General features: G+C 50.5%; 26 protein-coding genes and 1 riboswitch. Of the genes, 18 read left to right on the top strand and 8 right to left on the bottom strand.

Translation table 11 applies throughout. The features are described from left to right. Positions 1 to 11: 11 nt before the first annotated feature. The 6 genes from KNP67_RS12575 to KNP67_RS12550 all read left to right on the top strand — a co-directional run bounded on the left by KNP67_RS12575 (position 12) and on the right by KNP67_RS12550 (position 5,353). Positions 12 to 857, top strand: coding sequence for a DUF72 domain-containing protein (locus KNP67_RS12575; RefSeq protein WP_131472387.1), 846 nt, complete (start codon positions 12 to 14; stop codon positions 855 to 857). 14 nt (positions 858 to 871) lie between these two features. Next, positions 872 to 2,212 (top strand): bifunctional metallophosphatase/5'-nucleotidase, encoded by a 1,341-nt coding sequence (locus KNP67_RS12570; protein WP_242679026.1) that lies wholly within the window; start codon positions 872 to 874, stop codon positions 2,210 to 2,212. A gap of 48 nt (positions 2,213 to 2,260) precedes the next feature. Beyond that, on the top strand, positions 2,261 to 2,641 hold the full coding sequence (locus KNP67_RS12565; protein WP_021065508.1) for a YutD family protein: 381 nt from the start codon (positions 2,261 to 2,263) through the stop codon (positions 2,639 to 2,641). A gap of 165 nt (positions 2,642 to 2,806) precedes the next feature. After that, entirely contained in the window at positions 2,807 to 3,112 is a 306-nt protein-coding gene (locus tag KNP67_RS12560) for a hypothetical protein (RefSeq protein ID WP_131472389.1), read from the top strand. 102 nt (positions 3,113 to 3,214) lie between these two features. Next, positions 3,215 to 3,892, top strand: coding sequence for a DUF975 family protein (locus KNP67_RS12555; RefSeq protein WP_029334641.1), 678 nt, complete (start codon positions 3,215 to 3,217; stop codon positions 3,890 to 3,892). 255 nt (positions 3,893 to 4,147) lie between these two features. After that, a complete protein-coding gene (locus KNP67_RS12550; protein ID WP_131472391.1) occupies positions 4,148 to 5,353 on the top strand; it encodes a YibE/F family protein in 1,206 nt (401 codons plus the stop codon). Between the two features lie 199 nt (positions 5,354 to 5,552). Here KNP67_RS12550 and glpX read toward each other — a convergent pair whose 3' ends face one another. Beyond that, on the bottom strand, positions 5,553 to 6,533 hold the full coding sequence (glpX, locus tag KNP67_RS12545) for a class II fructose-bisphosphatase (protein WP_214756718.1): 981 nt from the start codon (positions 6,531 to 6,533) through the stop codon (positions 5,553 to 5,555). A 158-nt stretch (positions 6,534 to 6,691) separates the two neighbouring features. Between glpX and KNP67_RS12540 the strand changes: the two genes are divergently transcribed. Next, positions 6,692 to 7,135, top strand: a complete 444-nt coding sequence (locus KNP67_RS12540; RefSeq protein WP_214717638.1) for a DUF86 domain-containing protein — start codon at positions 6,692 to 6,694, stop codon at positions 7,133 to 7,135. A gap of 4 nt (positions 7,136 to 7,139) precedes the next feature. Further along, on the top strand, positions 7,140 to 7,910 hold the full coding sequence (locus tag KNP67_RS12535; protein WP_021065513.1) for a TIGR01457 family HAD-type hydrolase: 771 nt from the start codon (positions 7,140 to 7,142) through the stop codon (positions 7,908 to 7,910). A gap of 34 nt (positions 7,911 to 7,944) precedes the next feature. Here the strand turns inward: KNP67_RS12535 and KNP67_RS12530 are convergent, their stop codons facing one another. Further along, positions 7,945 to 8,202 (bottom strand): NifU family protein, encoded by a 258-nt coding sequence (locus KNP67_RS12530; protein WP_228617585.1) that lies wholly within the window; start codon positions 8,200 to 8,202, stop codon positions 7,945 to 7,947. Positions 8,203 to 8,298: 96 nt separating this feature from the next. Between KNP67_RS12530 and KNP67_RS12525 the strand changes: the two genes are divergently transcribed. Then, positions 8,299 to 8,592, top strand: coding sequence for a DUF1462 family protein (locus KNP67_RS12525; protein ID WP_029595112.1), 294 nt, complete (start codon positions 8,299 to 8,301; stop codon positions 8,590 to 8,592). A gap of 38 nt (positions 8,593 to 8,630) precedes the next feature. Here the strand turns inward: KNP67_RS12525 and KNP67_RS12520 are convergent, their stop codons facing one another. Together KNP67_RS12520 and KNP67_RS12515 are read right to left on the bottom strand one after the other, a co-directional pair. Beyond that, positions 8,631 to 10,061 carry a S8 family serine peptidase gene (locus KNP67_RS12520; protein WP_214756717.1) on the bottom strand — a complete coding sequence of 477 codons (1,431 nt, stop codon included), beginning with the start codon at positions 10,059 to 10,061 and terminating at the stop codon, positions 8,631 to 8,633. A 237-nt stretch (positions 10,062 to 10,298) separates the two neighbouring features. After that, positions 10,299 to 11,354: an NAD(P)/FAD-dependent oxidoreductase gene (locus KNP67_RS12515; protein WP_034778394.1), complete on the bottom strand. Its 1,056-nt coding sequence runs from the start codon at positions 11,352 to 11,354 to the stop codon at positions 10,299 to 10,301. Between the two features lie 97 nt (positions 11,355 to 11,451). On the opposite strand from KNP67_RS12515, the gene KNP67_RS12510 reads away from it, so the two are divergent. From KNP67_RS12510 to KNP67_RS12500, 3 genes are all read left to right on the top strand, one after another. Then, complete coding sequence (locus KNP67_RS12510; RefSeq protein ID WP_021065517.1) at positions 11,452 to 11,688, top strand: YuzB family protein; 237 nt, start codon at positions 11,452 to 11,454, stop codon at positions 11,686 to 11,688. A 210-nt stretch (positions 11,689 to 11,898) separates the two neighbouring features. Continuing rightward, a complete protein-coding gene (locus KNP67_RS12505) occupies positions 11,899 to 13,110 on the top strand; it encodes a NupC/NupG family nucleoside CNT transporter (RefSeq protein ID WP_214756716.1) in 1,212 nt (403 codons plus the stop codon). A gap of 63 nt (positions 13,111 to 13,173) precedes the next feature. Next, positions 13,174 to 13,719: a 2'-5' RNA ligase family protein gene (locus tag KNP67_RS12500; protein ID WP_029595116.1), complete on the top strand. Its 546-nt coding sequence runs from the start codon at positions 13,174 to 13,176 to the stop codon at positions 13,717 to 13,719. A 91-nt stretch (positions 13,720 to 13,810) separates the two neighbouring features. Here the strand turns inward: KNP67_RS12500 and KNP67_RS12495 are convergent, their stop codons facing one another. Beyond that, entirely contained in the window at positions 13,811 to 14,338 is a 528-nt protein-coding gene (locus tag KNP67_RS12495; protein WP_131472412.1) for a nucleotidyltransferase family protein, read from the bottom strand. Between the two features lie 129 nt (positions 14,339 to 14,467). Beyond that, on the bottom strand, positions 14,468 to 15,055 hold the full coding sequence (locus KNP67_RS12490) for an ECF transporter S component (RefSeq protein ID WP_029595118.1): 588 nt from the start codon (positions 15,053 to 15,055) through the stop codon (positions 14,468 to 14,470). A gap of 159 nt (positions 15,056 to 15,214) precedes the next feature. Further along, positions 15,215 to 15,356, bottom strand: a riboswitch (FMN riboswitch). Between the two features lie 97 nt (positions 15,357 to 15,453). On the opposite strand from KNP67_RS12490, the gene KNP67_RS12485 reads away from it, so the two are divergent. Next, positions 15,454 to 15,810 carry a HesB/IscA family protein gene (locus KNP67_RS12485; protein ID WP_029595119.1) on the top strand — a complete coding sequence of 119 codons (357 nt, stop codon included), beginning with the start codon at positions 15,454 to 15,456 and terminating at the stop codon, positions 15,808 to 15,810. Positions 15,811 to 15,851: 41 nt separating this feature from the next. Here the strand turns inward: KNP67_RS12485 and KNP67_RS12480 are convergent, their stop codons facing one another. Further along, entirely contained in the window at positions 15,852 to 16,094 is a 243-nt protein-coding gene (locus KNP67_RS12480; RefSeq protein ID WP_029595120.1) for a hypothetical protein, read from the bottom strand. 129 nt (positions 16,095 to 16,223) lie between these two features. On the opposite strand from KNP67_RS12480, the gene KNP67_RS12475 reads away from it, so the two are divergent. Then, a complete protein-coding gene (locus KNP67_RS12475) occupies positions 16,224 to 17,078 on the top strand; it encodes an NAD-dependent epimerase/dehydratase family protein (RefSeq protein WP_214706587.1) in 855 nt (284 codons plus the stop codon). 35 nt (positions 17,079 to 17,113) lie between these two features. Here the strand turns inward: KNP67_RS12475 and KNP67_RS12470 are convergent, their stop codons facing one another. Then, positions 17,114 to 18,091, bottom strand: coding sequence for an NAD(P)/FAD-dependent oxidoreductase (locus tag KNP67_RS12470; protein WP_034778371.1), 978 nt, complete (start codon positions 18,089 to 18,091; stop codon positions 17,114 to 17,116). 266 nt (positions 18,092 to 18,357) lie between these two features. Here KNP67_RS12470 and KNP67_RS12465 point away from each other — a divergent pair, with 266 nt between their 5' ends. The 4 genes from KNP67_RS12465 to ptsG all read left to right on the top strand — a co-directional run bounded on the left by KNP67_RS12465 (position 18,358) and on the right by ptsG (position 22,708). Further along, positions 18,358 to 19,569: an NAD(P)/FAD-dependent oxidoreductase gene (locus KNP67_RS12465; protein ID WP_021065525.1), complete on the top strand. Its 1,212-nt coding sequence runs from the start codon at positions 18,358 to 18,360 to the stop codon at positions 19,567 to 19,569. A gap of 126 nt (positions 19,570 to 19,695) precedes the next feature. Then, on the top strand, positions 19,696 to 20,013 hold the full coding sequence (locus KNP67_RS12460) for a YuiB family protein (protein WP_029595123.1): 318 nt from the start codon (positions 19,696 to 19,698) through the stop codon (positions 20,011 to 20,013). A 105-nt stretch (positions 20,014 to 20,118) separates the two neighbouring features. Next, on the top strand, positions 20,119 to 20,964 hold the full coding sequence (gene glcT, locus KNP67_RS12455; protein ID WP_021065527.1) for a glucose PTS transporter transcription antiterminator GlcT: 846 nt from the start codon (positions 20,119 to 20,121) through the stop codon (positions 20,962 to 20,964). 217 nt (positions 20,965 to 21,181) lie between these two features. After that, the gene (gene ptsG, locus KNP67_RS12450; RefSeq protein WP_021065528.1) at positions 21,182 to 22,708 is read left to right on the top strand and encodes a glucose-specific PTS transporter subunit IIBC; all 1,527 of its coding nucleotides are present in this window, start codon (positions 21,182 to 21,184) and stop codon (positions 22,706 to 22,708) included. The last annotated feature ends 101 nt before the right edge of the window (positions 22,709 to 22,809 follow it).

The raw sequence follows: 22,809 nt of genomic DNA, 5'->3' as shown, positions 1-22,809 counted from the left end.
GAGGGAATGTGATGATTTATGTCGGTGTGACGGGGTGGGGAGACCATGATTTACTGTATACGACCCCAGAAGAACGAAAACATAAACTGTCGACCTATGCGGGACATTTCCCGACCGTTGAAATCGATTCCTCGTTTTATGCGATTCAACCGGTGAAGAATTACGAGAAGTGGAACTTGGAAACACCGGAGACGTTCCAATTCATCGTCAAAGTTTCCAGGGAAATGAGCGGCCATGACCGGGAGCCGAAGCTACCTCTCGCCGAGCTGTTCGAACGGTATCGAACGTCTGTCGAACCGCTGAAACAAGCTGGGAAGCTACGAGCCGTGCTCGTCCAACTCCCGCCCTGGTTCGATGTCTCGAAGCCACATCTCGATTATTTACGGACGATCCGTGACGAGTTGCACGACTATGACATCGCCATCGAGTTCCGGAACCCGACGTGGTTCTCCGAGGCGTTCCGGGAGCGGACGCTTGCGTTCTTGTCGGAACAACGTTTCATCAATACGATTTGTGATGAGCCGCAAACGAAAGAGAGCAGCATCCCGTTTGTCCCGGTCGTGACCAATCCGGACGTGGCCGTCGTGCGCTTGCACGGCCGTAACACCGCCGGCTGGCTCCGAAAGCCGGGCATGACGAGCCAAGAATGGCGTCACGTCCGCTGCCTGTATCGCTATAGTGAGGATGAACTGCAGGAGCTCGCTGCGGCCCTCAAACAAGTCGACGAAACAGCGAAGTCGGTGTACGTCTACTTCAACAACAACTCGGCCGGCGACGCGGTACCAAACGCCAAACGGTTGATTGAGATTCTCGGTGCTGAATATGAACTCGCCCCGAGCCAAATCAGTCTGTTCTAGGAAGGGGGATCGTCTTGAGAACGATTACGATGTTCCATTATAATGACTTACATTCGAAATTCCATAACTGGCCGCGGTTCGTCTCGTTTTTGAATGAGCATCGGACGGACGAGACGCTCGTCTTCGATCTCGGCGACCATGCCGACCGCACCCATCCGGCGACAGAAGTGACGCGCGGACAAGTGAACGTCCGACTGCTCAACCGGATTCGACCGACGGCGGTCACGATCGGCAATAATGAAGGCATCACGTTCCCGCACGACTGGCTCGCCCATCTGTATGACGAGGCCGCGTTCCCGGTCCTATTAGGGAATGTCTATCAAGCAGCTGGTGAACGACCAGAATGGGCGTCGGAGACGCTCATCGTCGAACGAGAGGGAATTCAGATTGGGCTGTTCGGGGTGACCGCGCCGTATGAAGAGCTTTATCCTGAACTCGGTTGGGCCATCGAAGCACCACATGCGGCAACGGCGCGTGCCCTCGAGACACTTCGAGACTGCGACGTCATCATCGCGCTCAGCCATCTCGGCTTTTATGCCGACGAACGGCTCGCCGAGGCGTTCCCAGAAATCGATGTCATCCTCGGAGCCCATACCCACCACGTACTCGATGAAGGTGTCGTCACGAACGGCGTCCTGATTGCGCAGGCCGGCAAATACGGGCAGTACGTCGGGCAAATCGAGCTAGCCATCGAAGGAAAGCGGGTCATCGAGAAACGGGCTTGTCTCCACGATGTATCGGAGCGCGAACCTGATGAAGCGACGGTCGCGGTCCTAGCCGCAGAGTATGGTCAAGCCGAGCGTCTGCTCGATGTGACGATTGCCGAGACACCAGGTTATGAAAGTGACTGGTTCGGTCCGTCAGCCATCGGAGACCTATTGGCGAGCGGACTCGCGGACTGGTGTGACGCCGAGTTGAGTATCATCCCATCCGGTGTCTTGTTAGAAGGTTTGCGCCCGGGCCACGTCACGCTAAATATGTTGCACCGGATTTGTCCGCATCCGATCAACCCTTGTCTCTTGACGCTTGACGGGGCGACCCTCGTCCGATTTTTGAACGACGTCCAAGAAGATGCGTTCACGACAATGCATGTCCGTGGCCTCGGTTTTCGCGGGACGGTGCTCGGTAGCCCGATCCTCCATGGAATCGACAGCCGACAGGGTCGCTATTCGATTAATGGTGAGGAAATCAAGCTAGACGGGACGTATCGTGTCGCCACGGTCGACATGTTCACGTTCGGACCGCTCCTTCCGTATTTGGCCGATCAGCCGAAGCGTTACTTTATGCCTGAACTGCTGCGTGACGTGTTACGCGAGACGATCGTGACCCGTCATAATGCCATCCGAAAAGGATAGGGACGGGACCGGTCGGCATGCTATGATAGAACAGTGGAGGTGTGAAACATGATTAGAGTGAATCGCCACGGCTATACCGTCATTGAAGAGAAACGTGACGGTTTTGACGAGGAAGCGTTCATCGCACGCTATAGCGACGTGCTTGATAAATACGATTATATCGTCGGGGATTGGGGCCACGGACAGCTTCGGTTGAAAGGGTTCTATGAGACGAAGTCCAAGTTCGCGACGTATGATAATCGAATCGATCACGTGATGGATTACGTGTATGAATACTGTAACTTTGGGTGCCCGTTCTTTGTACTCAAAAAAGAGACGGAAATCGATGAAGCGGAAGACGGTCCAGTCTTCGGTGGCACGAAACAACCGCTCAAACTGAAACGCAAATTCAATAAATCGGAAGAAGCCGAGCCTTCGACCGGTACATGACGCGCTGATGACATCAGCGCTTTTTTGTTACATTTATTTTCCAAATGTTTCTTTTAGGTGAAAAGACGGTGTGACAGGTTTAGGGATAGGAAAATTGTGATAACTTATATTTAAGGTTATTGTTTCTGTTCGGGTTTTTGTGGGTTTTGGAAGTGAGGTGGAAGTATGCAACACGTACAAACGGCGACCGTCGGTGACCGCGATGACGTCCATAATCGAATTCATAATTTCGGCTTGGGCGTACTAGCGATGTTGTTCTTCGGGTTCGGGAGTATCATGACGTTTTACTTCACCGCCGCAGTCCTGATCTATGAGGTTGTCCACGTCTTGTTCATCCGTCGCTTCGAATACCGACATGCATTTTTAAGAACTCGTTTATTCAAGGCCACGTCGCTCGCGGCGGTTGCCGTCGGGGTGCTCTTATTGATCTTATCGATGTCGCAATTTTTCTTAGGCAACGTGATGTACTGAAGGGAAAGGGAAAAACCTTTTCCCTTTTTTCGCATTCTCCTGAAACTTTTTCATTGTTTTCACGTACACTAAGAAAAGACTGATAAAAAAAGGGTGGAACATATGACAGCACAATGGAAACAACACGCACGACACATGTTAAAAGGGAAATGGTGGCTTCTTGCCGGGATTTTGATCGTCTTCACCGTCTTGAACGCGATCCCGCAGACGTTCGCCCCGACGGTGGACCCAGAAGTGGCACCTACGGCGACGGAAACATCACTGACACTCTTGTCACTTTTGCTCACAATTTTGATCGCACCGCTCACGCTCGGATGGTCTTGGATCGTCCTGTCGGTATCACGTGGCGACAAGCCGGCCATCTCGCAACTGTTTGAACCGTTCCGGAACGGTTACGTGAAGCACGTTCTGGCACCGCTCCTCATGGGGATTTTCATCTTCCTCTGGTCGTTGCTTTTAATAATTCCAGGAATCATTAAAGCGTTCTCGTACTCGCTCACGTATTACATCATGCGTGACGAGCCGGAACTTTCGGCACTCGAAGCGATCACGGAGTCTCGTCGGTTGATGGACGGCCACAAGATGCAAGCGTTCAAGCTCGTCTTGTCGTTCATCGGTTGGTTCTTCGTCGGGATTTTGACGCTCGGGATCGGATTCTTGTTCATCTATCCGTACTTCTCGACGGCGTATGCGACGTTCTACGATTCGATTCAGCAAGATCAGCGACCAGAACCGCAATATATGACCGACCATTCAACGGATGCCCCGACAGGATTCTAAATCTGTAAACGCATAATATGATGAAAGCGACTGTCCCTTATAATTAAGGGGCGGTCGCTTTTTGTAGTGGATGGATCATTTCCAAGCGCTTGGAAATGAGCGGAGGAACACAGGAGGTAGTAAGTCAGAGTCAATCATCCTTATGTTACAAAATAATTTTAAAATGGAGACGCGACACAAATAGTCGTACTCCTTTGTTATAATAGGTTCTCATTGTCTGTCAGCTTGAACTCGCACAAAGGAGAAATTAACACCATGCTTCGATTAATCACGCTCATTATATTCACGTTTCTAATCGTTCCTTCGACTGCCCTTGCAAGCTATACGCCACCGCCGATGAACCCTGGCGAAGAGGAAATGATGTATGAGATGCCAAATACCGTCAACACAACCGCCCGTGTTCTGGAAGTCATTGAGGAAAGAACAGAAATTGAGGAAATCACACAAGAAGAAAGAGAATTTCAACTATTGAATGTCGAGATTTTATCTGGAGAATATAAAGGCCAGGAAATCGAGGTCGAAGGTTTCAATTACGTCGATACGTATTTTGCGAACAGCAACTTCTGGTTTGAAGAAGGTGACCGCATTACCGTCGGGCTTCAAATTGAAAATGGGGAGATCACCCGGGCTTATCCGATCGGATATACGAGAGACGTTCCAACCTATATTCTAGGTGGGTTGTTCATCGCGCTGTTGCTCTTCTTTGGCAAGGTGAAAGGCCTTAAGTCTGTGATTACGTTAGGGTTGACTGTCTTTATTCTCTTCAAGTTTATGATTCCTTATTTGTTGGAAGGCTATAATCCGGTCTTGCTCGTACTCATTACAGGCGCGATTGTCACGACGCTGACTTTCGTGATTGTGAGCGGAATTTCTTGGAAAACGCTTGCTGCGATTGCCGGAACCGTGGGCGGATTGGGCGCGGCGGCTTTGATTTCCTTTATTTTCATGAGTCTGATGAAAATGTCCGGTTTTCATGGGGAAGAAGAAATCATGCTCGGGATGCTCGATTCGGAAAATTCGATCGACCTTTCTGGCCTGTTGCTTGCTGGGATCATCATTGGAGCGCTTGGCGCTGTCATGGATGTCGCGATTTCGATTGCTTCATCACTTGAGGAAGTAAAACGTAATAACCAGAAGGCGTCTTATAAAGACTTGTTCAAGTCAGGAATGAACGTAGGCGGAGACATCATGGGTACGATGGCGAATACGTTGATCTTAGCTTACGTAGGCGCCTCCCTCCCAATTCTTTTATTGATGAATGCCTACGAGTATCCTTTCGGAGAATTGATTCATATGGAGGTTTATAGTGTAGAAATCCTGAGGACGCTTGCCGGGAGCATTGGTCTCGTGCTTGCCATTCCGATTACCGCTTTCGTATCAGCTTTGCTTTTAAGTAAGCAGGAGATAAAGGCAGACCAAGATGCAACGATTGTGATTGGTGACCGAAATACAGGGTCGTAAATAATATCGAGCGATTCAAAGCTCCTTTTAACCAAATCGATTGTCGTATCGATGATGTAGTCATCAGTTGGCCCCGGCGTTTGCTCCGGGGTCATTTTTTTTAGATTCCATCGCTTATATCGATTCGAACACAAAAAAACCTGAATGCGCACCTTTTATCAAGTGTCGATCATTCAGGCTTCGGTTCAGCGAATATCAATTAGACGTTCACCGGCTGTTTCTGTAAATATGGTTTAAGCGAGAGCGTATGCTCGGCAACGACTTTGCGAATCGTCTTCGTCTTCGAGCGCATGACGAGCGATGTCGTCTCGACGATATCGTCCGTCAAGAACTTGACACCATCGAGCAGCTCACCCGTCGTGACACCTGTCGCCGCGAAGATGCAGTCGTCGCTCTTGACGAGATCGTCGAGTGTGAGCAGTTGAAGCGGGTCTTCGATACCCATTGAGATGACGCGTGCCGTCTCTTCTTCGTTCATCGGGTGAAGACGAGCTTGCATGTCACCGCCGAGCGCTTTGACGGCGGCTGCCGTGATGACGCCTTCCGGTGCGCCGCCCGTCGAGATGAAGATGTCGATCGGGTTCGATTTTACGGCAGCGGCGATTCCGGCTGATACGTCACCATCTTCGAACAATTTGACGCGAGCGCCCATTTTAATGGCGGCTTGGCGTAAATGCTCATGACGGTCCCGATCCTGCATGATGACCGTCACTTCCTCGATGCGTTTCCCGTTATAGAGGGCGGCTTTCTCGATGATCGACTCGAGCGGCTCGTCGAGAGAGACTTTCCCTTTCAAGTTCGGTCCGACGACAAGTTTATCCATATACATATCAGGCGCGTGGAGGAGGGCGCCTTTATCAGCGACAGCGATGACGACCATCGCGTCCCCGAGCCCTTTGGCGACAATCGATGTGCCTTCGAGCGGGTCGACGGCGATATCGACTTCAGGACCGAACGTCGTACCGAGACGTTCACCGATATAAAGCATCGGTGCCTCATCGAGTTCACCTTCACCAATGACGACAGTTGCATCCATATTGATCGTGCCGAGTACTTCACGCATGGCCGATGTCGCTGCGTCATCCGCTTCGTTCTTTTGCCCACGACCAATCCATTTCGATGAGGCCAATGCTGCTGCCTCGGTTGCTCGTACGATCTCTAACGCTAATTCTCGTTCCATAGTGTTGTACCCTCCACGTGATATCTTTTTAATGTGACATACTAATAGTTGTGTTAATCCGTGGATTAGTGTATCACAATTACGTAAATGATGTAAATAGGAGAGATTCTTTTCTCGAACGAGAAAAAGGATTACTATAGGAGGCAGGGGGGATTGCGATGTATTTTGTAAACAGAGAAAAGATTAACGAGACGTTGACCCATATGGAGACGATGCTCAGTCGACTCGATCAATTAGAGGGGGACGCGTTCACCATCGAGCTGGCGAAACAACGTTTGGCCGTTCACTTGATGGAGGGCGTGATTGACGTCGGCAACTCGATGATTGACGGGTTCATCATGCGTGACCCGGGCAGCTATGAGGATATTGTCGACATCTTGCTCGACGAGCGTGTGCTCGACGCTGAGACGGCGGAAGCGACGAAAGCGCTCGTCGGATTACGGGCGCACTATGTCAGGGAGTTCGTCACGGCAGATTCGGCCCGGTTCGACGCCTGGGTCGACCGTGATAAATCAACGTTCGAGGCATTCCCGGAGCAGGTCCGACGCTATCTCGAGGTGGAGCTCGGTCCTGTATCAGCATTTTTACCAGAAAGCGAGTGATTGGATGAATCCGATTAAAGGATACTTATTTGATTTAGATGGCACGATGTATGCGGGGACGGCCCCGATTCAAGCAGCGGTCGATTTTGTGAATCGACTCGAGGCGACCGGCTTCCCATACTTATTCGTCACGAACAACGCGTCGATGACGCCGGAGCAAGTGGCGGATAAACTTGTCTCGATGGGTGTGCATGTGACGCCTGAGCACGTATTGACGAGTGCGATGGCGACGGCCCGTTATATCGAGAAGATGACGCCAGGGGCGACGATTTACATGATCGGTGAAGATGGCCTGCGCCTGGCGCTCGAAGAACGCGGTTTCCATGTGACGGAAGAGGCGAAGGCGGATTACGTCGTCGTCGGGCTCGACCGACACATCACATACGAAAAGTTGGCGAAAGGCGCGCTCGCGATCCGTTCCGGCGCTCGTTTCATCTCGACGAACGGCGATATCGCCATTCCGACCGAACGCGGCTTTTTACCAGGGAACGGTGCACTCACGTCCGTCTTGACGGTAACGACGGAAAAAGATCCGTTCTTTATCGGCAAACCAGAACCGGTCATGGTCGATATCGCGCTTGAGATGATTGGTCTCACGAAAGAAGAAGTCGTCATGGTCGGGGATAACTACCATACCGACATCTTGTTCGGGATCAACGGCGGGATTCGGACGCTCCACGTCAACTCAGGCGTACATGGTCCGGCTTTCATTCAGGAACAAGAAAAACTCCCAACCTATATGGTCGAGAGCTTGGACGAATGGACACATGCATGAAAAAAAGGGATGACATGATTGTCTCCCTTTTTGTTTAGAATACTTGTTCGACTTCAACGATGCCAGGTACTTCTTCAATGAGCGCGCGCTCAATCCCGGCTTTCAATGTAATTGTTGAAGATGGGCAGCTGCCGCATGCACCCATCAAACGAAGTTTGACGATGCCTTCTTCTACATCAACGAGTTCGACGTCACCGCCGTCGCGAAGCAAGAACGGGCGTAATTTATCGAGTACTTCTTGGACTTGATCAAACATTTCCATGGTATCTACCCCTTTCTGGTTCTCTTTCATTCTAGCAAGTTTGAGATTGTTTCTCAATCATTAACGCTGAGCGTTTTGTGACGATGCAGCTTCTTGATTTTTGTATAATAGGAAAGAAGAGGGGGAATGGATATGAAAATCACGGTATATGGGGCCGAAGTACAGTGTGCGAGCTGTGTCGGGGCGCCGAGTTCGATTGAGACATACGAATGGTTGCAAAGCGCATTGGCACGGAAATATCCGAATCAGGCGTTTGAGTTCGAGTATATCGATTTTGAGACGGCGGACGATGACATCGCCGAAGCGATCAAGCAGGACGAGTGGTTCTATCCGCTCGTGCTCATCGATGGGGAAGTGGTGGACGAAGGGGTCGTCCAACTACGGAAAGTCTATTCGGCCATTGAACAGACGACAGCATGAAAAGAGTCGAGCGACGATTGTCGTTCGACTCTTGTGCGTTATAGAAGACGGAACGACGACGTCGCCGAACCTGCCGTGTAACCAGTGAGCGTCGCATCAGATTTTACTTGATACGTCCCACGTTGTGACGAAGAGCTTGTCGAGAGCGTGAACGTGATGGCGCCCGTTGAACTTGTCTTGCCTGTTCCTGTGAGCGTCGCGCCGTTTGGCTGTGTGACCGTCACACGGACGTCGGCGTTCGCGACCGCTTGGCCGTTCGAATTCCGGACTGTTGAAGAAATCGAGACGACTTCACCAGCGTAGTAAGTTGATTTCGATGTCGATACTGTCGTCGTGAGCGCTTGGACCGGTTGCGTCGTGCCGCCAGACGTCGGTGCTTGCACGAGTCCGTTCCCGAACCAGGTGTCACGGCCGGCCGTTCCGAGGTCGATCGAATCTTGTGACAGTTTCGTGCGGAGTTGCGAGCTCGACAACGTCGGGAACGCTTGCTTCATGAGTGCGAGGTTACCGGCGACGTACGGAGTCGCCATCGATGTCCCGCTCATTTGGCCGTATCCGCCAGTTGCGAGTGTCGAGTTGATGCTCACGCCTGGTGCCGCGACTTCGACCGTGCTGCCTGTAGCCGAGAATGAGGCGCGATTGTTGTTGATGTCCGTCGCTGCGACAGCGATGGCCGAGCTGTATCGGGCCGGGTAGTTGACGAGGTCGCCCGATCCGTCGGTGCGTCCGTTGTTACCGGCTGCCGCGACGACGAGGATGCCAGCATTATTGGCACGGTCGACGACTTGTTGGAGCGTTGAGGATGGACTCGTCGTCCCGAGACTCAAGTTGATGACGTCCATATCGTTCGTGATTGACCAATCGATCCCGGCGATAATACTCGATAGGCTACCGCTACCGTTCGCCTCGAGTGCCTTGACGGCGTAAATGCTCGCCTCGTGGGCAATCCCGACGGTCCCAATGCTGTTGTTACGGGCCCCGATAATACCAGCGACGTGCGTCCCGTGACCGTTGTCATCCGCGTATGAGCTCGTGACTGTACTGAACGAGGCACCACCAGAAATCGTCAAATCAGGGTGCGGCGAGATTCCGGTATCAACGACCGATACTTTCACGCCTTTCCCGGTGTAGCCACTCTGCCAAGCTGATGGAGCTTTCAACTTCGGAATGCCCCAGTCTTGCGTCTGATTTTCGATTTGTACCGTTTGATCGACTTCCATGTGGGCGACGTTCGGGTTGTTCTTCAAGCCATTCAAGGCAGCCTTCGGTACTTCGAGCGCTGCGGCCGGAATGTTTTTGTACTGTTGGCGAACTTCCATGCCTTCGATTGAGAGCGGGATGTTCTTCGCTGACTCTTTGAAGACGACGATGACGCGTTCTTTCGATTTGTTGGGAGCAGCTTCCGCGGCTTCCGGGACGGTTGACAAGACGAGCAATGAGGCGAGGACGGTGCTACAGATTTTTTTCAACTTGTTTCCTCCTTCGGGTTATGTAGGCGAGGCGACACGAAGTCGTTCGGCCGTGACCCTAGAGTAACAAGTTTTGCCAACGGGTAGAATATGTCAATCGAATCAATAATCTGAATATTTAGATAAGGATACAGGGGATTCAGATACAAGACTTTTGGCTCAACACGACGGTGGCTGAACGACAAATGGATTGCTTTACACTAAAAAGGATCGACCGAGATGGCCGACCCAGGCATGTTATTTAATGACTTTATGTTTCCAAAGAATTCCGGACTTGAGCAATCGCGCGACTTTTCCGGTGAGCGACTGCTTGCCCATGAAGACGCCGAATCCGGCCTTCTTCCCAAGCGATCCTAACGTGCCTCGGAGTTTGATATCCGGCAAATCTGGATACCCGACACCTTTCCATTTACAGAGTAGCACTTGGACGATCTGTTCGGCCTGCGCTTCCGCGAGCTGACCCGAAGGTGCATACGGCAGGCTGGCGTTGTCCCCGACGACGAAGATGTCGGGCTGTTCCGGGACGTAGTGGTGTGGTGTCAATTTGACACGTCCACCCCCGTCGAGTTCCCAACCTTGGTTGCGGACGACGGCGACCGGTTGAATCCCGGCGGTCCACACCGTCAAATCGGAAGCGAAGTGCTGTTCATGGTTCCATAACCCATCGGCGTCGACCCGGACGATGTTCGAGTTATTGATGACTTCGACACCATGTTCCTCGAACCAAGACTGGACATACATCGAGACGCGGTTTGATAGGAACGATAGGACGGACGGGCCGCGGTCGAACAAACGGACCGTCAAGTCGGGACGACTCTCGCGCAGCTCGCTGGCGAGCTCGACACCGGACAGGCCGGCACCGACGATCGAGACGACCGATCCCGGAGATAGGCCGTTGATTGCTTGCTGGGTCTTGCGTGATTCTTCTAACGTTTGGATGCTGTACGTGAACTCGGCGGCACCGGGCACGTTGTGATACTTGTCCTCGCAACCGAGGCCGATGACGAGGTCGTCGTACGGCACTTTTTCCCCGCTCGCGAGCAGGACCATTTTGTCCCCCGTATCGATATCGGTGACTTGGCCGTATATGTAGTCGACCTCTTCTGGAAAATCGATGCGGATGTCACGATCCGACACGGTCCCCGCCGCAAGTGCATAATACTCTGTTTTTAATCCATGGTAAGGTAGACGGTCGATGAGTGTGATCGATACGTCCTTCAGCTGATGGCCGAGGACACGTTCGATTACACGCATACCCCCGTAACCGCCTCCCAAGACGACTAATTTGCGCATAAAAATCCCCCTTTGTTACACTTCAACTGTATCATGTTATAATACGCCGTAGAAGAACCATTTTCCTGCTTTGAAGGAAAGGGGAAGGGTGAATGACATGATGAATCCGATCATTGAGTTCTGTGCCTCCAATTTAGCGATGGGTTCACAAATCGCCCGCGCCAAATTAGAGTCCGATCCAGACTTAGACGTCGTCGAATATGGCTGTACGGGCTACTGCGGCGTCTGTTCGCTTGACTTGTTTTGTCTCGTCGATGGTGAGGTCGTGACCGGGGATACACCGGAACAACTCGTGACGAATGTATATGAAAAAATTGAAGAAATGGCATGGTGAAAAAGTTTGAAGGACCTTCAAACTTTTTTTATTTTGACCGTTTTGACCCGTTGCATTTTTAAAAAGGGTCTGTTATATTCAAAGAGGTTCGAATGTATGTTGTCTGACGTTTAACAACAGAAAAAGAAAGCGTTTCAAACGGTAGGACACATCTCGATTCGGGTATATCACATTATCAGGTTTCCCCAATATGAAAGGAGCACAACACCAATGAATATCATGAGCGTGGTTGGTATTTTGGCACTAATTGGAATCGCTTACATCTTCTCGACCAACCGTAAAGCCATCAAATGGCGCACCGTGCTTGCCGCTTTCGCGGTACAGTTTACGTTCGCCTTCCTCGTCCTCTTCACTACAGTAGGACGTAACGCGTTAGAATGGATCTCAGGAGGCGTCCAGAACGTCTTGAACACGGCGAACGCCGGGATTAGTTTCGTCTTCGGTACAGCTGTCGGCGGAGACAACTTCGTCTTCGCGTTCCAAGTGTTGACGATTATCGTCTTCATGTCGTCACTCATCGCACTTCTCTACTATGTAGGTGTCATGCAGTGGGTGATCCGTATCCTCGGTACGGCTCTCGCCAAAGCACTTGGCACATCACCTAAAGAATCGCTCTCAGCGACAGCGAACATCTTCGTCGGTCAGACGGAAGCACCGCTCGTCATCAAACCTTACCTTCCAACGATGACGCAATCGGAACTCTTCGCTGTCATGGTCGGTGGTCTCGCCTCGGTTGCCGGTTCAGTTCTTGCTGGATACGCTGCTCTTGGTGTACCGCTCGAGTACTTGCTCGCAGCGAGCTTCATGGCTGCTCCTGCTGGTCTCATGTTCGCGAAAATCATCGTCCCGGAAACAGACGTACCGGATGACGATATCGAAATCGCTGAAGATGAAGAGAACAAGGCAGCGAACTTCGTCGATGCAGCCGCTCGCGGTGCCTCTGACGGTCTCTTCCTTGCATTGAACGTCGGTGCGATGCTTCTCGCCTTCGTTTCATTGATCGCGCTCGTTAACTTGATTCTCGGTGGAATCGGTGGCTTGTTCGGTTTCGACGGTCTCACGCTTCAATTGATTCTTGGTTATGTGTTCGCACCGCTCGCATTCGTGATCGGTGTGCCATGGGCAGATGCTGTTCAATTCGGTAGCTTCCTCGGACAAAAACTCGTGTTGAACGAATTCGTCGCTTTCTCTGAATTCGCACCAATCATCGGTTCTGGTGACCTCTCGGCACGTACGGAAGCTATGATCGCGTTCGCACTCTGTGGATTCGCTAACATCTCGTCACTCGCTATCCTTCTCGGTGGTCTTGGTGGAATGGCACCGAACCGTCGGAACGATATCGCGCGCATGGGTGTCCTCGCGATTCTCGCAGGTACGCTTGCTAACTTGATGTCAGCCACGCTTGCTGGTCTGCTTCTCTAATCAAATACGATATACTCAGAGTGATCACTTCGGTGGTCACTCTTTTTTGGGGAGGAATGACATATGTATGGAATGATAGCGCTTTTTGATGAACAAACGGAGAAACGAATTCAAGAGGTATGGGAAGGCTTGAAACAAGAAGGAATTACTTCTTATGCATATGAAGTCTCGAATCGACAACCTCATATAACATTAGCTAGTTACAGTAGTTTGAATGTTGAGGCGTATATCGAACTGATGGACAGCTACTATCAATCGAAGGAGATTATAAATCTAACATTTAGTACGTTGGGTACGTTCATTCAATCGAGTGCACTTTTTCTTTCACCTACAATCTCATCCGGATTGAGGAGCCTCCACTTAGAGCATTATTGTATATTTGGGGAGTTTAATGATAACGCTGAGTCCTTATATTTGCCGGACTCATGGATTCCGCACTGTACACTGGCAAACAGATTGTCTAAAGAAAAGATGAAAGATGCTTTTGAATATTGTACTGATATTGTAAAACCTATAGCTGGAAAAATTGTAGAGGTGGCATTAATTGAATTAGTAACACCGATTCACGTTCGAGTATTACATAGAGTAAAATTATCCGCACAAAAGTAACAAAGCTAAGTTACTTAGGTGCATTCTTCTGTCAGGTTTGTCATATGTGACTAGGACCGATAGAAGGGATTGACCAGGAAACGGTGGGGTTTTATCGTTCCTGACGAGGTATATCCACTTCTTGGAGTCTCGGCCAAGTGGCTTGCCAATTCTTTTTATTGATCCGGACTCGATAAATATGATGGTGTGAAGCGTCGTTCGCAAAGGCCGGGGTCGGTCGTAACTTTAGTTCGACTATGTCGTCGATACCGTAAGGGGCGGCCAGCTTCAAGCGTCCGCCCGCACCAAGACTGACACCGATGGCCGTGACCGTCTCAGGGAAATGGGCCAAGGCATCGACCGCAGATTGATACGGTGGCAATTGATTGACCAGATGCATGCGGGCCTGGTTTTTGACCGACCAAGGGACGTTCGGTAACAGGTCGTGCAGTTGTGCCTCATACTGTTTTTCAATCGCCTCGTCGATGTGAGATCGGTCAAAGTAGATGACATCGACGTCCTCGATCGGCGTCGGTACTTCGTAGCCGTGCGCGTCATCCCATATTTTTGCCCGCACGTATCCGGCACAAATCCACCAATCGGGTAAACCGAGCGAAGCGACGATTGTCAACAGACGCATCAGTTCCACATCAGTCTCTAAAAAATGGGTCACATCTTCAGTCGTGTTCAATCCATCTCCTCCTATTCTCTCATTAGCATAGCGTACCTATACAAAAAGCACCTAGACCCCGGTCTAGGTGCTTGTCAGTTACGCTTGAAGTTGCATGCGCTGGCGTTCGATCCACGGCTTCAATTTGAGGAAGAGTGGGACGAACAAGGCGCTGATCAACAAGGCCTTAATGAAGTTGAACGGCAAGATACCGTATAGGACGAGGTCCGTTTTGACTGCCGGTTGCGCCATCTCGGTCATGCCGAAGAAGAACGCGTAGGCTGGTAAGATGAGCAAATAGTTCAAGATTGCCAAGCTGAGTGCCATCGTGATCGTACCGGCCACGAGGCCTGAAGCGAGCGCTTTATTCGTTTTACGTTTATGGTAGAACCATGCGACCGGATACATGAAGGCGACGCCTGCAAAGAAGTTCGCGACTTCGCCGACCGGAACGCCGCCACCGTTGAAGACATAGTAGAGGACGTTTTTTAGAGCGACGACCACGACGCCTGCGAGTGGGGAGAACACGATCCCGGCGACGAGCGCGGGAATGTCACTGAAATCCACTTTTAGGAACGGTGGTAGGAAAGGCAGCGGGAAGTTAAAGAGCATGAGGACAAAAGAAATGGCCCCGAGCATCGATAGCGTCACCAGTGTTGTCAATCGTTTGTTGCGCGTTGTTTTCATCAAAATCTCTCCTTTTGTCGCTCCTTGATGAATGGCACCCGTCGCATAGAAAAACCCGATTGTATCAAACAATCGGGAGAGTTTACGCGCATACGAAATAGATGTTCTCATCGGTGTTTAGACCACGCCGAAGAAAACATCCGGATATCGGTCGGATGCCGCCATCTTCTCCCATCCAGACTTTACTGTCGGCTTTCGAATCTCACGAAATCAGCAAGCAACGCCTTGCTCGCTCACGGGCTGAGAAGAACTTGTCTTCAATACCGCCGGTCGGGAATTTCACCCTGCCCCGAAGATGGAACGATTTAATTTTTTTTGTTACAGTTTAGTTATACAAGATATTTCACAAAATCTCAAGTCAGTTGACTTGAAGTTAAGATAACGAAGGAGGAGTTCAGATGATTCATTTGACAGAATCAGCCGCATTACAAGTCATCGATATGATGAAACAGACCGAACGCCCCGACGACCAGTACTTGCGGATCAAAGTGCAAGGGGGCGGGTGTACCGGCCTGTCTTATGGGATGGGGTTTGATGAGGATAAGACAGACAAGGACGTTCAGTTTGACCACTATGGTGTCCGTGTCATCGTCGCGGAAGCCGATCACGGGGTCGTCGACGGTCTCGAGATTGACTATAAGCAGTCGATGCTCGGAGGCGGCTTCACGATTAAAAATCCGAACGCCATCGCCACGTGCGGTTGCGGCTCGAGTTTCCGGACGGCATCGAACGCCGGGACACCTGGGGATTGCTAAACGAAAGGCCAATCATGTCTCATGATTGGCCTTTTTTGTATTCAGTCTGTCTCTTCAATCAGAATTAATCGAATGAGTTTCGAAGCCGCGTCTAACTCGATTTGATGTTGCCAAGGACGAAACGCTGTGATTTTACACGTGTCGTTCGTGATGCGGAACGAACAGACGCTCTCTTCCTCTTGGTCAAGGACCGAGTAACGGCTGAAGTCCGATAAGCTTTGGTAAATGGCATATTGTGTCGGTAATTCACACGACCATCCTTTTTCTAATGTGATCTGATGCATGCGTCTCGCCTCTTTCTTCTCTATATATATATAAGAATAACAAAAATATTCAAGGATGTGGAAGATTAGTCGAGAGGATGCAAGGGAAAATGAAAAGAGATGTCATTTCATGTAGGAGGGGCAGGGACGATGAGAAAAGTATTGATTTTCGGTGGCTCACGCTATTTTGGAAAGCGGTTGGCGCTTCGGTTGGCGGAGGCCGGTGACGATGTGACGATTGTGACGCGTGGACAACTGCAAGTACCCGAGGCGGAGGGCATCCGGTCGATCAGAGGGGACCGACAGTCGGTGGCGACGATGAAAGATTTGTCACGCGACCATTACGACCTCGTCTATGACAATATTTGTTTTAACCCGTACCAGGCAAAGATCGCCTCGGACGCTTTCATGGACCAAGTCGGTAAATATGTGCTCACGTCGACGATGTCGGTTTATGCGCCAGGCGCCGAGTTGAAAGAAAGTGATTTCAATCCGCTCCATCATGACTATCATCTCGAATCCGAACATGATTACGGGCAAGGGAAGCGAGAGGCTGAATCTTATTTCTTCCATCGCGCCTCGTTCCCGGTCGCGACGGTCCGCTTGCCGATCGTGCTCGGACCCGACGACTATACAGACCGTCTCAAGTTTTATATCGACGCCGTCCGACGGGAAGAGCCGATCGTGCTGCATCACCCGGAAGCGAAGATGGGGTTCATCTCAAGTTTTGAGGCGGCCGCCTTTCTAGAATGGGTCGGTCGGGCGAACGTGACCGGGCCGTTCAACGCGGCGAGTGAAGGGGTCATCTCGCTCGGGGCACTCATGGAACGGATCGGTCATCACTTAAATAAACCGGTCCAGATCATCAAAGATGGCGAGTCATCGCCGTACGATACGGACGTCGACTATTATATGTCGATCGCCGAGGCGAAAAAGGCCGGTTTCGTCTTCACTCAACTCGACGACTGGCTTGACCGGGTCATTGTGCAAACAATCCGCAAATGAAAATGGCCCTCATCATCGCGATGAGGGCCACATCATTATTTCCCGGCAAATACCGAAGTCGAATGTTGCGGGTGACGCGCTGTCGGGTCGACGAGCTGCTTCACTTGGTTGATGGCGATCGGGGCTTCACCGAAGCCTGTCGCAATCAATTTCACTTTTCCTTCATAAGTCGCGATGTCACCACAGGCGAAGATGCCGGCGACCGTCGTCTCCATGCGTGAGTCGACGCGGATCGTGTTCTTCTCGAACTCCATGCCCCAGTTTTTGATTGGGCCGAGCGATGAGACGAAACCGTAGTTACAGATGAGGTCGTCGATTTCGACGAATTTCGATTCGCCGTCTTTGTCCGTCAATTCGACCGACTCGATGTGTGTCTCACCTGAAAGTGACTCAATGTTATATGGCGTCCACACGTTGATCGTCGAGGCCTTCATTTGCTCGACCGTATGCTCGTGGGCACGGAAACGGTCACGGCGGTGAACGATATGGACTTCCTTGGCGATGCCTTCAAGCATGAGCGCCCAGTCGACGGCAGAGTCGCCGCCGCCAGCGATCATGACGCGGCGGTCGCGGAACTTCTCCATGTTGTCGACGAAGTAATGAAGGTTGGCATAATCTTCGCAACCATCGAGACCGAGTGGTCGTGCGGCGAATGCCCCGTTCCCAGCCGTGATGATGATTGCTTTCGTATGGTACTCGTCTTTATTCGTCGTAATCTGGAACGTGCCGTCCTCGAGACGCTCGACTGTTTCAACTGTCTCCCCGAGGCGATAGTCCTGCTCGAACTGATCGGCTTGGGCTTTTAATTGGTCAATCAAATCTTGGGCTTTCACTTTCGGGAAGCCGGCGATGTCGTAAATATATTTTTCTGGATACAGTGTCGATAATTGTCCGCCGAGCTGCGGCAAACTTTCAATCAACGCCGTATCGAGTTGGCGCATACCTGCATAAAATGCGGTGAACAGTCCGACCGGGCCGCCACCGATGATGATCACATCTTTCGTCGATTTCATCGAATTCCTCCTCAAAACGTATACATCCATTATAGTGACAATCGTGAATTAAATCCATTCTGTACAAACATCCTATACATTCAAAAAAAATTCAAGAAGATAAGCTTTTCCATTGAGAAAACGAAATAAACAGCGTACAATGAACGAGAAGCAATTGTGAACATTGGTTGAACAAGGTTTAGGCTTTATTGTGAACATTCATGTGAAAAAACACACAACATGATTGTTCAAGAAAACAAAACTATCAAAACAAGGTGGAAATGAACATGAAACGACCTAACATTGTTATTCTTGGCGCAGGTTTCGGTGGACTCATCACAGCGGTGAACCTCCAGAAGACGCTCTCAGCTGGCGACGCGAACATCACGCTCATCAACAAGCATGATTACCATTACCAGACGACGTGGCTTCATGAGCCAGCGGCCGGAACGATGAAACCGGATCAAGCTCGCATCTACATCAACGACGTCGTGAACCCGTCACGTGTGAAATTTGTCAAAGGGATCGTCGATCGCGTCGATACTACGGCAAAACAAGTCTTGCTCGTAGACGGTTCAGCCGTTGAATATGATTATGTCGTGTTCGCACTCGGCGGCGTACCTGAAACATTCGGTATCCCTGGCCTTAAAGAGAACGCGATGACAATCAGTTCATTGAACAGCGTCCGTAAAATCAAAGAACATATCGAGTACTCGTTCGCTCAATATAAAACGAACGGTTCAGCTGACCGCTCGTACGTGACGATCGTTGTCGGTGGCGCAGGATTCACAGGAATCGAGTTCCTCGGTGAGCTCGTCAACCGTGTGCCTGAGCTTTGCAAACAGTATGACGTGCCACGTGAAGCGGTTCGCATCGTGAACATCGAAGCCGCTCCGACTGTACTTCCTGGTTTCGACCCAGAACTCACGACGTACGCGCAGAAATGGCTCGAGCGCAACGGCGTCGAGATGAAACTCGGCAACGGCATTAAAGGCGTTGAGCCTGGTGTTGTCACGTTCGGTCCACTCCAAGGCGACACGACAGAGACGATTGAAGCGAACACGATTCTCTGGACAGGTGGCGTCAGCGGTAGCCCGATCGTTGAGAAGTCTGGCTTTGAAGCGGTTCGGAACCGTGTCATGGTCGAGGCGGACAACCGTGCCCCTGGTCACGACAACGTCTTCATCATCGGTGACTGCTCGGCTGTCATGGATCCGGTCTCAAACCGTCCATACCCACCGACTGCCCAAATCGCGACTCAACAAGCGCACAACGTGGCGAAAAACATCGCTGCCCTCATCAACGGGAAATCAACTTCGAAATTCACGTATGAGAGCAAAGGGACAGTCGCATCACTTGGCCATAACGATGGCATCGGCATCGTCATGGGCAAAAAGATCTTCGGTCGTAACGCTTCATTCATGAAGAAAGTGATCGACAACAAACACTTCCTCGAATTGAAGAAGTACGGTCTCGTCCTTAAAAAAGGTAAATTCTAAGCCATATATCTGAGTGGCCCGCTCATAGGAGCGGGTCACTTTTTTATTGTCGGTGGCGTACGGTTCACCTTTGACCTAAGCGCAAACGATTCGGTATAATAGACAACGGGAAAAGGGGGCAATCGCATGCATATTATCCAGGCTGTCATTGGGGCGATTCTTTATTTGGTCATCTTCTTCAGCATCGGCTTCATTTTGAACATGCTGCTTAAAAAAACATGGACGCTCGTGTTCATCTATCCGATTTTCGTCATTATGATGATTGATAACGTCAAGCTCTCGAGTTACATCACTGAGACATCGACTGCGCTCGCCAACGTTTACGAACGCGTGCTCGGCCTTCAATTTCTGGATGTGTTCATGCTCGGTTTCGGGTTGCTCGGTGCGATTTTGGCTGGAATCACGATTCGCTACTTGCGCAAGAGTGGTTATTCAATGTTTTAAAGACGACAGAAATGTTCGTCTTTTTTGTTTTCCGCCTACTTTTTTAGGGGATGAACCGATATACTTAGTACGAAACGATTATAGTGAGTAAGGGATGCGATACGAATGACATTACCGATGTATACGATCAAGAAAGTGTTGAATAATAGCGTTGTCATTTGCCAACATGATCCGGAACCGGAAGTCATTCTACTCGGGAAAGGGATTGGCTTCGGCAAGAAAGCGGGCGATCTCGTCGACCCGGCCAGTGTCCCGGAGAAAGTGTATCAACTGACGGACAAAGAAGAGCAATCGCAATATCGTGAACTCGTCAAACACGTCGACGAGGACTTTATTGCTTTCATGCAAGAAATCGTCGGCTTTATCGAGAACAACACCGGTAAAAAAGTCGACCAACATATTCATATCGGTTTGACCGACCACTTGTTCTTCACGATGAAGCGGATTGAACAAGGGATGGAAGTCACGAATCCGTTCTTGCTTGAGACCGAATCGCTCTATCCGAACGAGTACGCGCTCGCCGAACGTATCGTCGATATGATTCACGAGCGGCTTGACGTGTTATTGCCGGACGCGGAGATCGGTTTCATCGCGCTCCACATCCATTCGGCGACGACGTTCAAAAACGTCCTCGAGGTCAATCGACACAACCAAATTATCGGGCAGATCGTTCAGACGATTGAGAGTCGTTTGAACGTCAAAATGGACCGGAGTTCACTCGATTATAAGCGCTTACTTCGGCACTTAAGGTACGCCGTTGAGCGGGTTGCGACGGGTGAGATGGTGGAGGCCCCACAAAAAATTGAAAAGGTATTGCGCGAAGAATATCCGCTATGCTATAGTACTGCTTGGGAGCTGATGGGCATCATGGAACGCGAATTAAAGCGTCCGGTCCCGCGAGGTGAAGCGACATATTTGACGATGCATCTCCAGCGCCTAACAAGTAGATAACTGATACCACGTATCTTACGTGTTACTGATTCGATCAGGCATGAGTAAGGAGTGGAACGCACCGATTTCTCTATTAGGAGAGGTCTACGTTCTATACCTTATTCATGCCTGTTTCTGTTTTTATAAACGTTTATTATGAAAACGTTTAGATACGTCGGTTGTCTGACATCTACAGTCGTCTTTCCGCACGAAACAATCACAAAAAGGAGGATTTATCATGTTTAAGCAGATCTTTGGTGTTCTTCAAAAAGTCGGTAAAGCACTTATGCTTCCTGTTGCGATTTTGCCGGCAGCCGGTCTTCTTCTTGCATTCGGTAACGCGATGCAAAACCCGGCCCTTACATCACGCGCTGGTTGGTTAACGAACGAAGGCGTTGTGAAATTCGCTCAGCTCATGGAGCAAGCGGGTGGCATTATCTTCTCGAACTTAGCACTCTTATTCGCAGTTGGTGTCGCGATCGGTTTAGCAGGGGACGGCGTTGCCGGACTCGCAGCCATCGTCGGATTCCTCATCATGAACAAAGTTATGGGTGTTTGGCTCGAACTCACACCTGAAATCATCGCACAAGGTGATCCGGCTTACGCATCAGTACTCGGGATTCCAACGCTCCAAACTGGGGTATTCGGAGGGATCATCGTCGGTCTGATCGCCGCCTGGGCATATAATAAGTACTTCAACATCGAGTTGCCGCAATTCCTTGGCTTCTTCGCTGGTAAGCGTTTCGTCCCAATCGTTACTGCGGTATTGGCAGTTGTCGCTGGTTTCGTCATGCTTCTCATCTGGCCACCAGTACAGCACGGCTTGAACACGTTCTCAAACTTCATGTTGACTGAAAACCGCACCTTCGCGGCATTCATCTTCGGTTTGATCGAACGTTCATTGATTCCATTCGGTCTTCACCACATCTTCTACTCACCATTCTGGTTCGAGTTCGGCTCGTACACGGATGCAGCGGGTAACATCGTTCGTGGTGACCAAGCTATCTTCTTCGCACAAATTCGTGATGGCGCTGAGCTCACAGCCGGTACGTTCATGACTGGTAAGTACCCGTTCATGATGTTCGGTCTTCCAGCAGCAGCACTCGCAATGTACCACGAAGCACGTCCTGAACGTAAAGCAGTCGTCGGTGGTCTCTTGGCTTCGGCAGCACTTACATCGTTCTTGACTGGTATCACTGAGCCGATCGAGTTCTCATTCTTGTTCGTTGCTCCACTCTTGTTCGCAGTACACGCAGTCTTCGCTGGCCTTTCATTCATGGTCATGCACATCTTGAACGTCAAAATCGGGATGACGTTCTCGGGCGGTTTGATCGACTACCTTCTCTTCGGTGTACTTCCTAACCGTACAGACTGGTGGCTCGTCATTCCAGTCGGTCTCGTGTTCGCAGTCGTTTACTACTTCGGATTCCGCTTCGTTATCCGTAAGTTCAATCTTAAAACACCGGGCCGTGAAGATGAAGTCGTTGAGCAATCAACTGCTACAGGTTCGGAACTTGCACAAGATATCCTCGTTGGTTTCGGTGGTTCACAAAACATCAAACACCTTGACGCATGTATCACACGTCTCCGCGTCGAAGTAAAAGATAAGAGCCAAGTCAACAAAGAAGAGTTGAAACGCCTTGGGGCAGCTGGTGTCCTTGAAGTCGGTAACAACATTCAAGCCATCTTCGGACCACGTTCGGATGCGTTGAAATCAGAAATGCAAGCGGTCATCGCTTCAGGTAACGAAAAGAAAGCTAACTAATTGAAGCTATAAGTAGACTGACCTAGCTATATGAGACACTAATAAAAACACCTTGATTAGGCTGCCGCCACACCATATTTTATCGGTGTGAGGTAGCCTAA

The sequence above is a fragment of the Exiguobacterium sp. s157 genome (assembly GCF_018618205.1).
In the GTDB taxonomy this organism is placed as follows: Bacteria; Bacillota; Bacilli; order Exiguobacteriales; family Exiguobacteriaceae; genus Exiguobacterium; species Exiguobacterium chiriqhucha.
The sequence above is the reverse complement of the archived record's forward strand: the minus strand, read 5'-3'. Positions and strand labels throughout refer to the sequence as shown.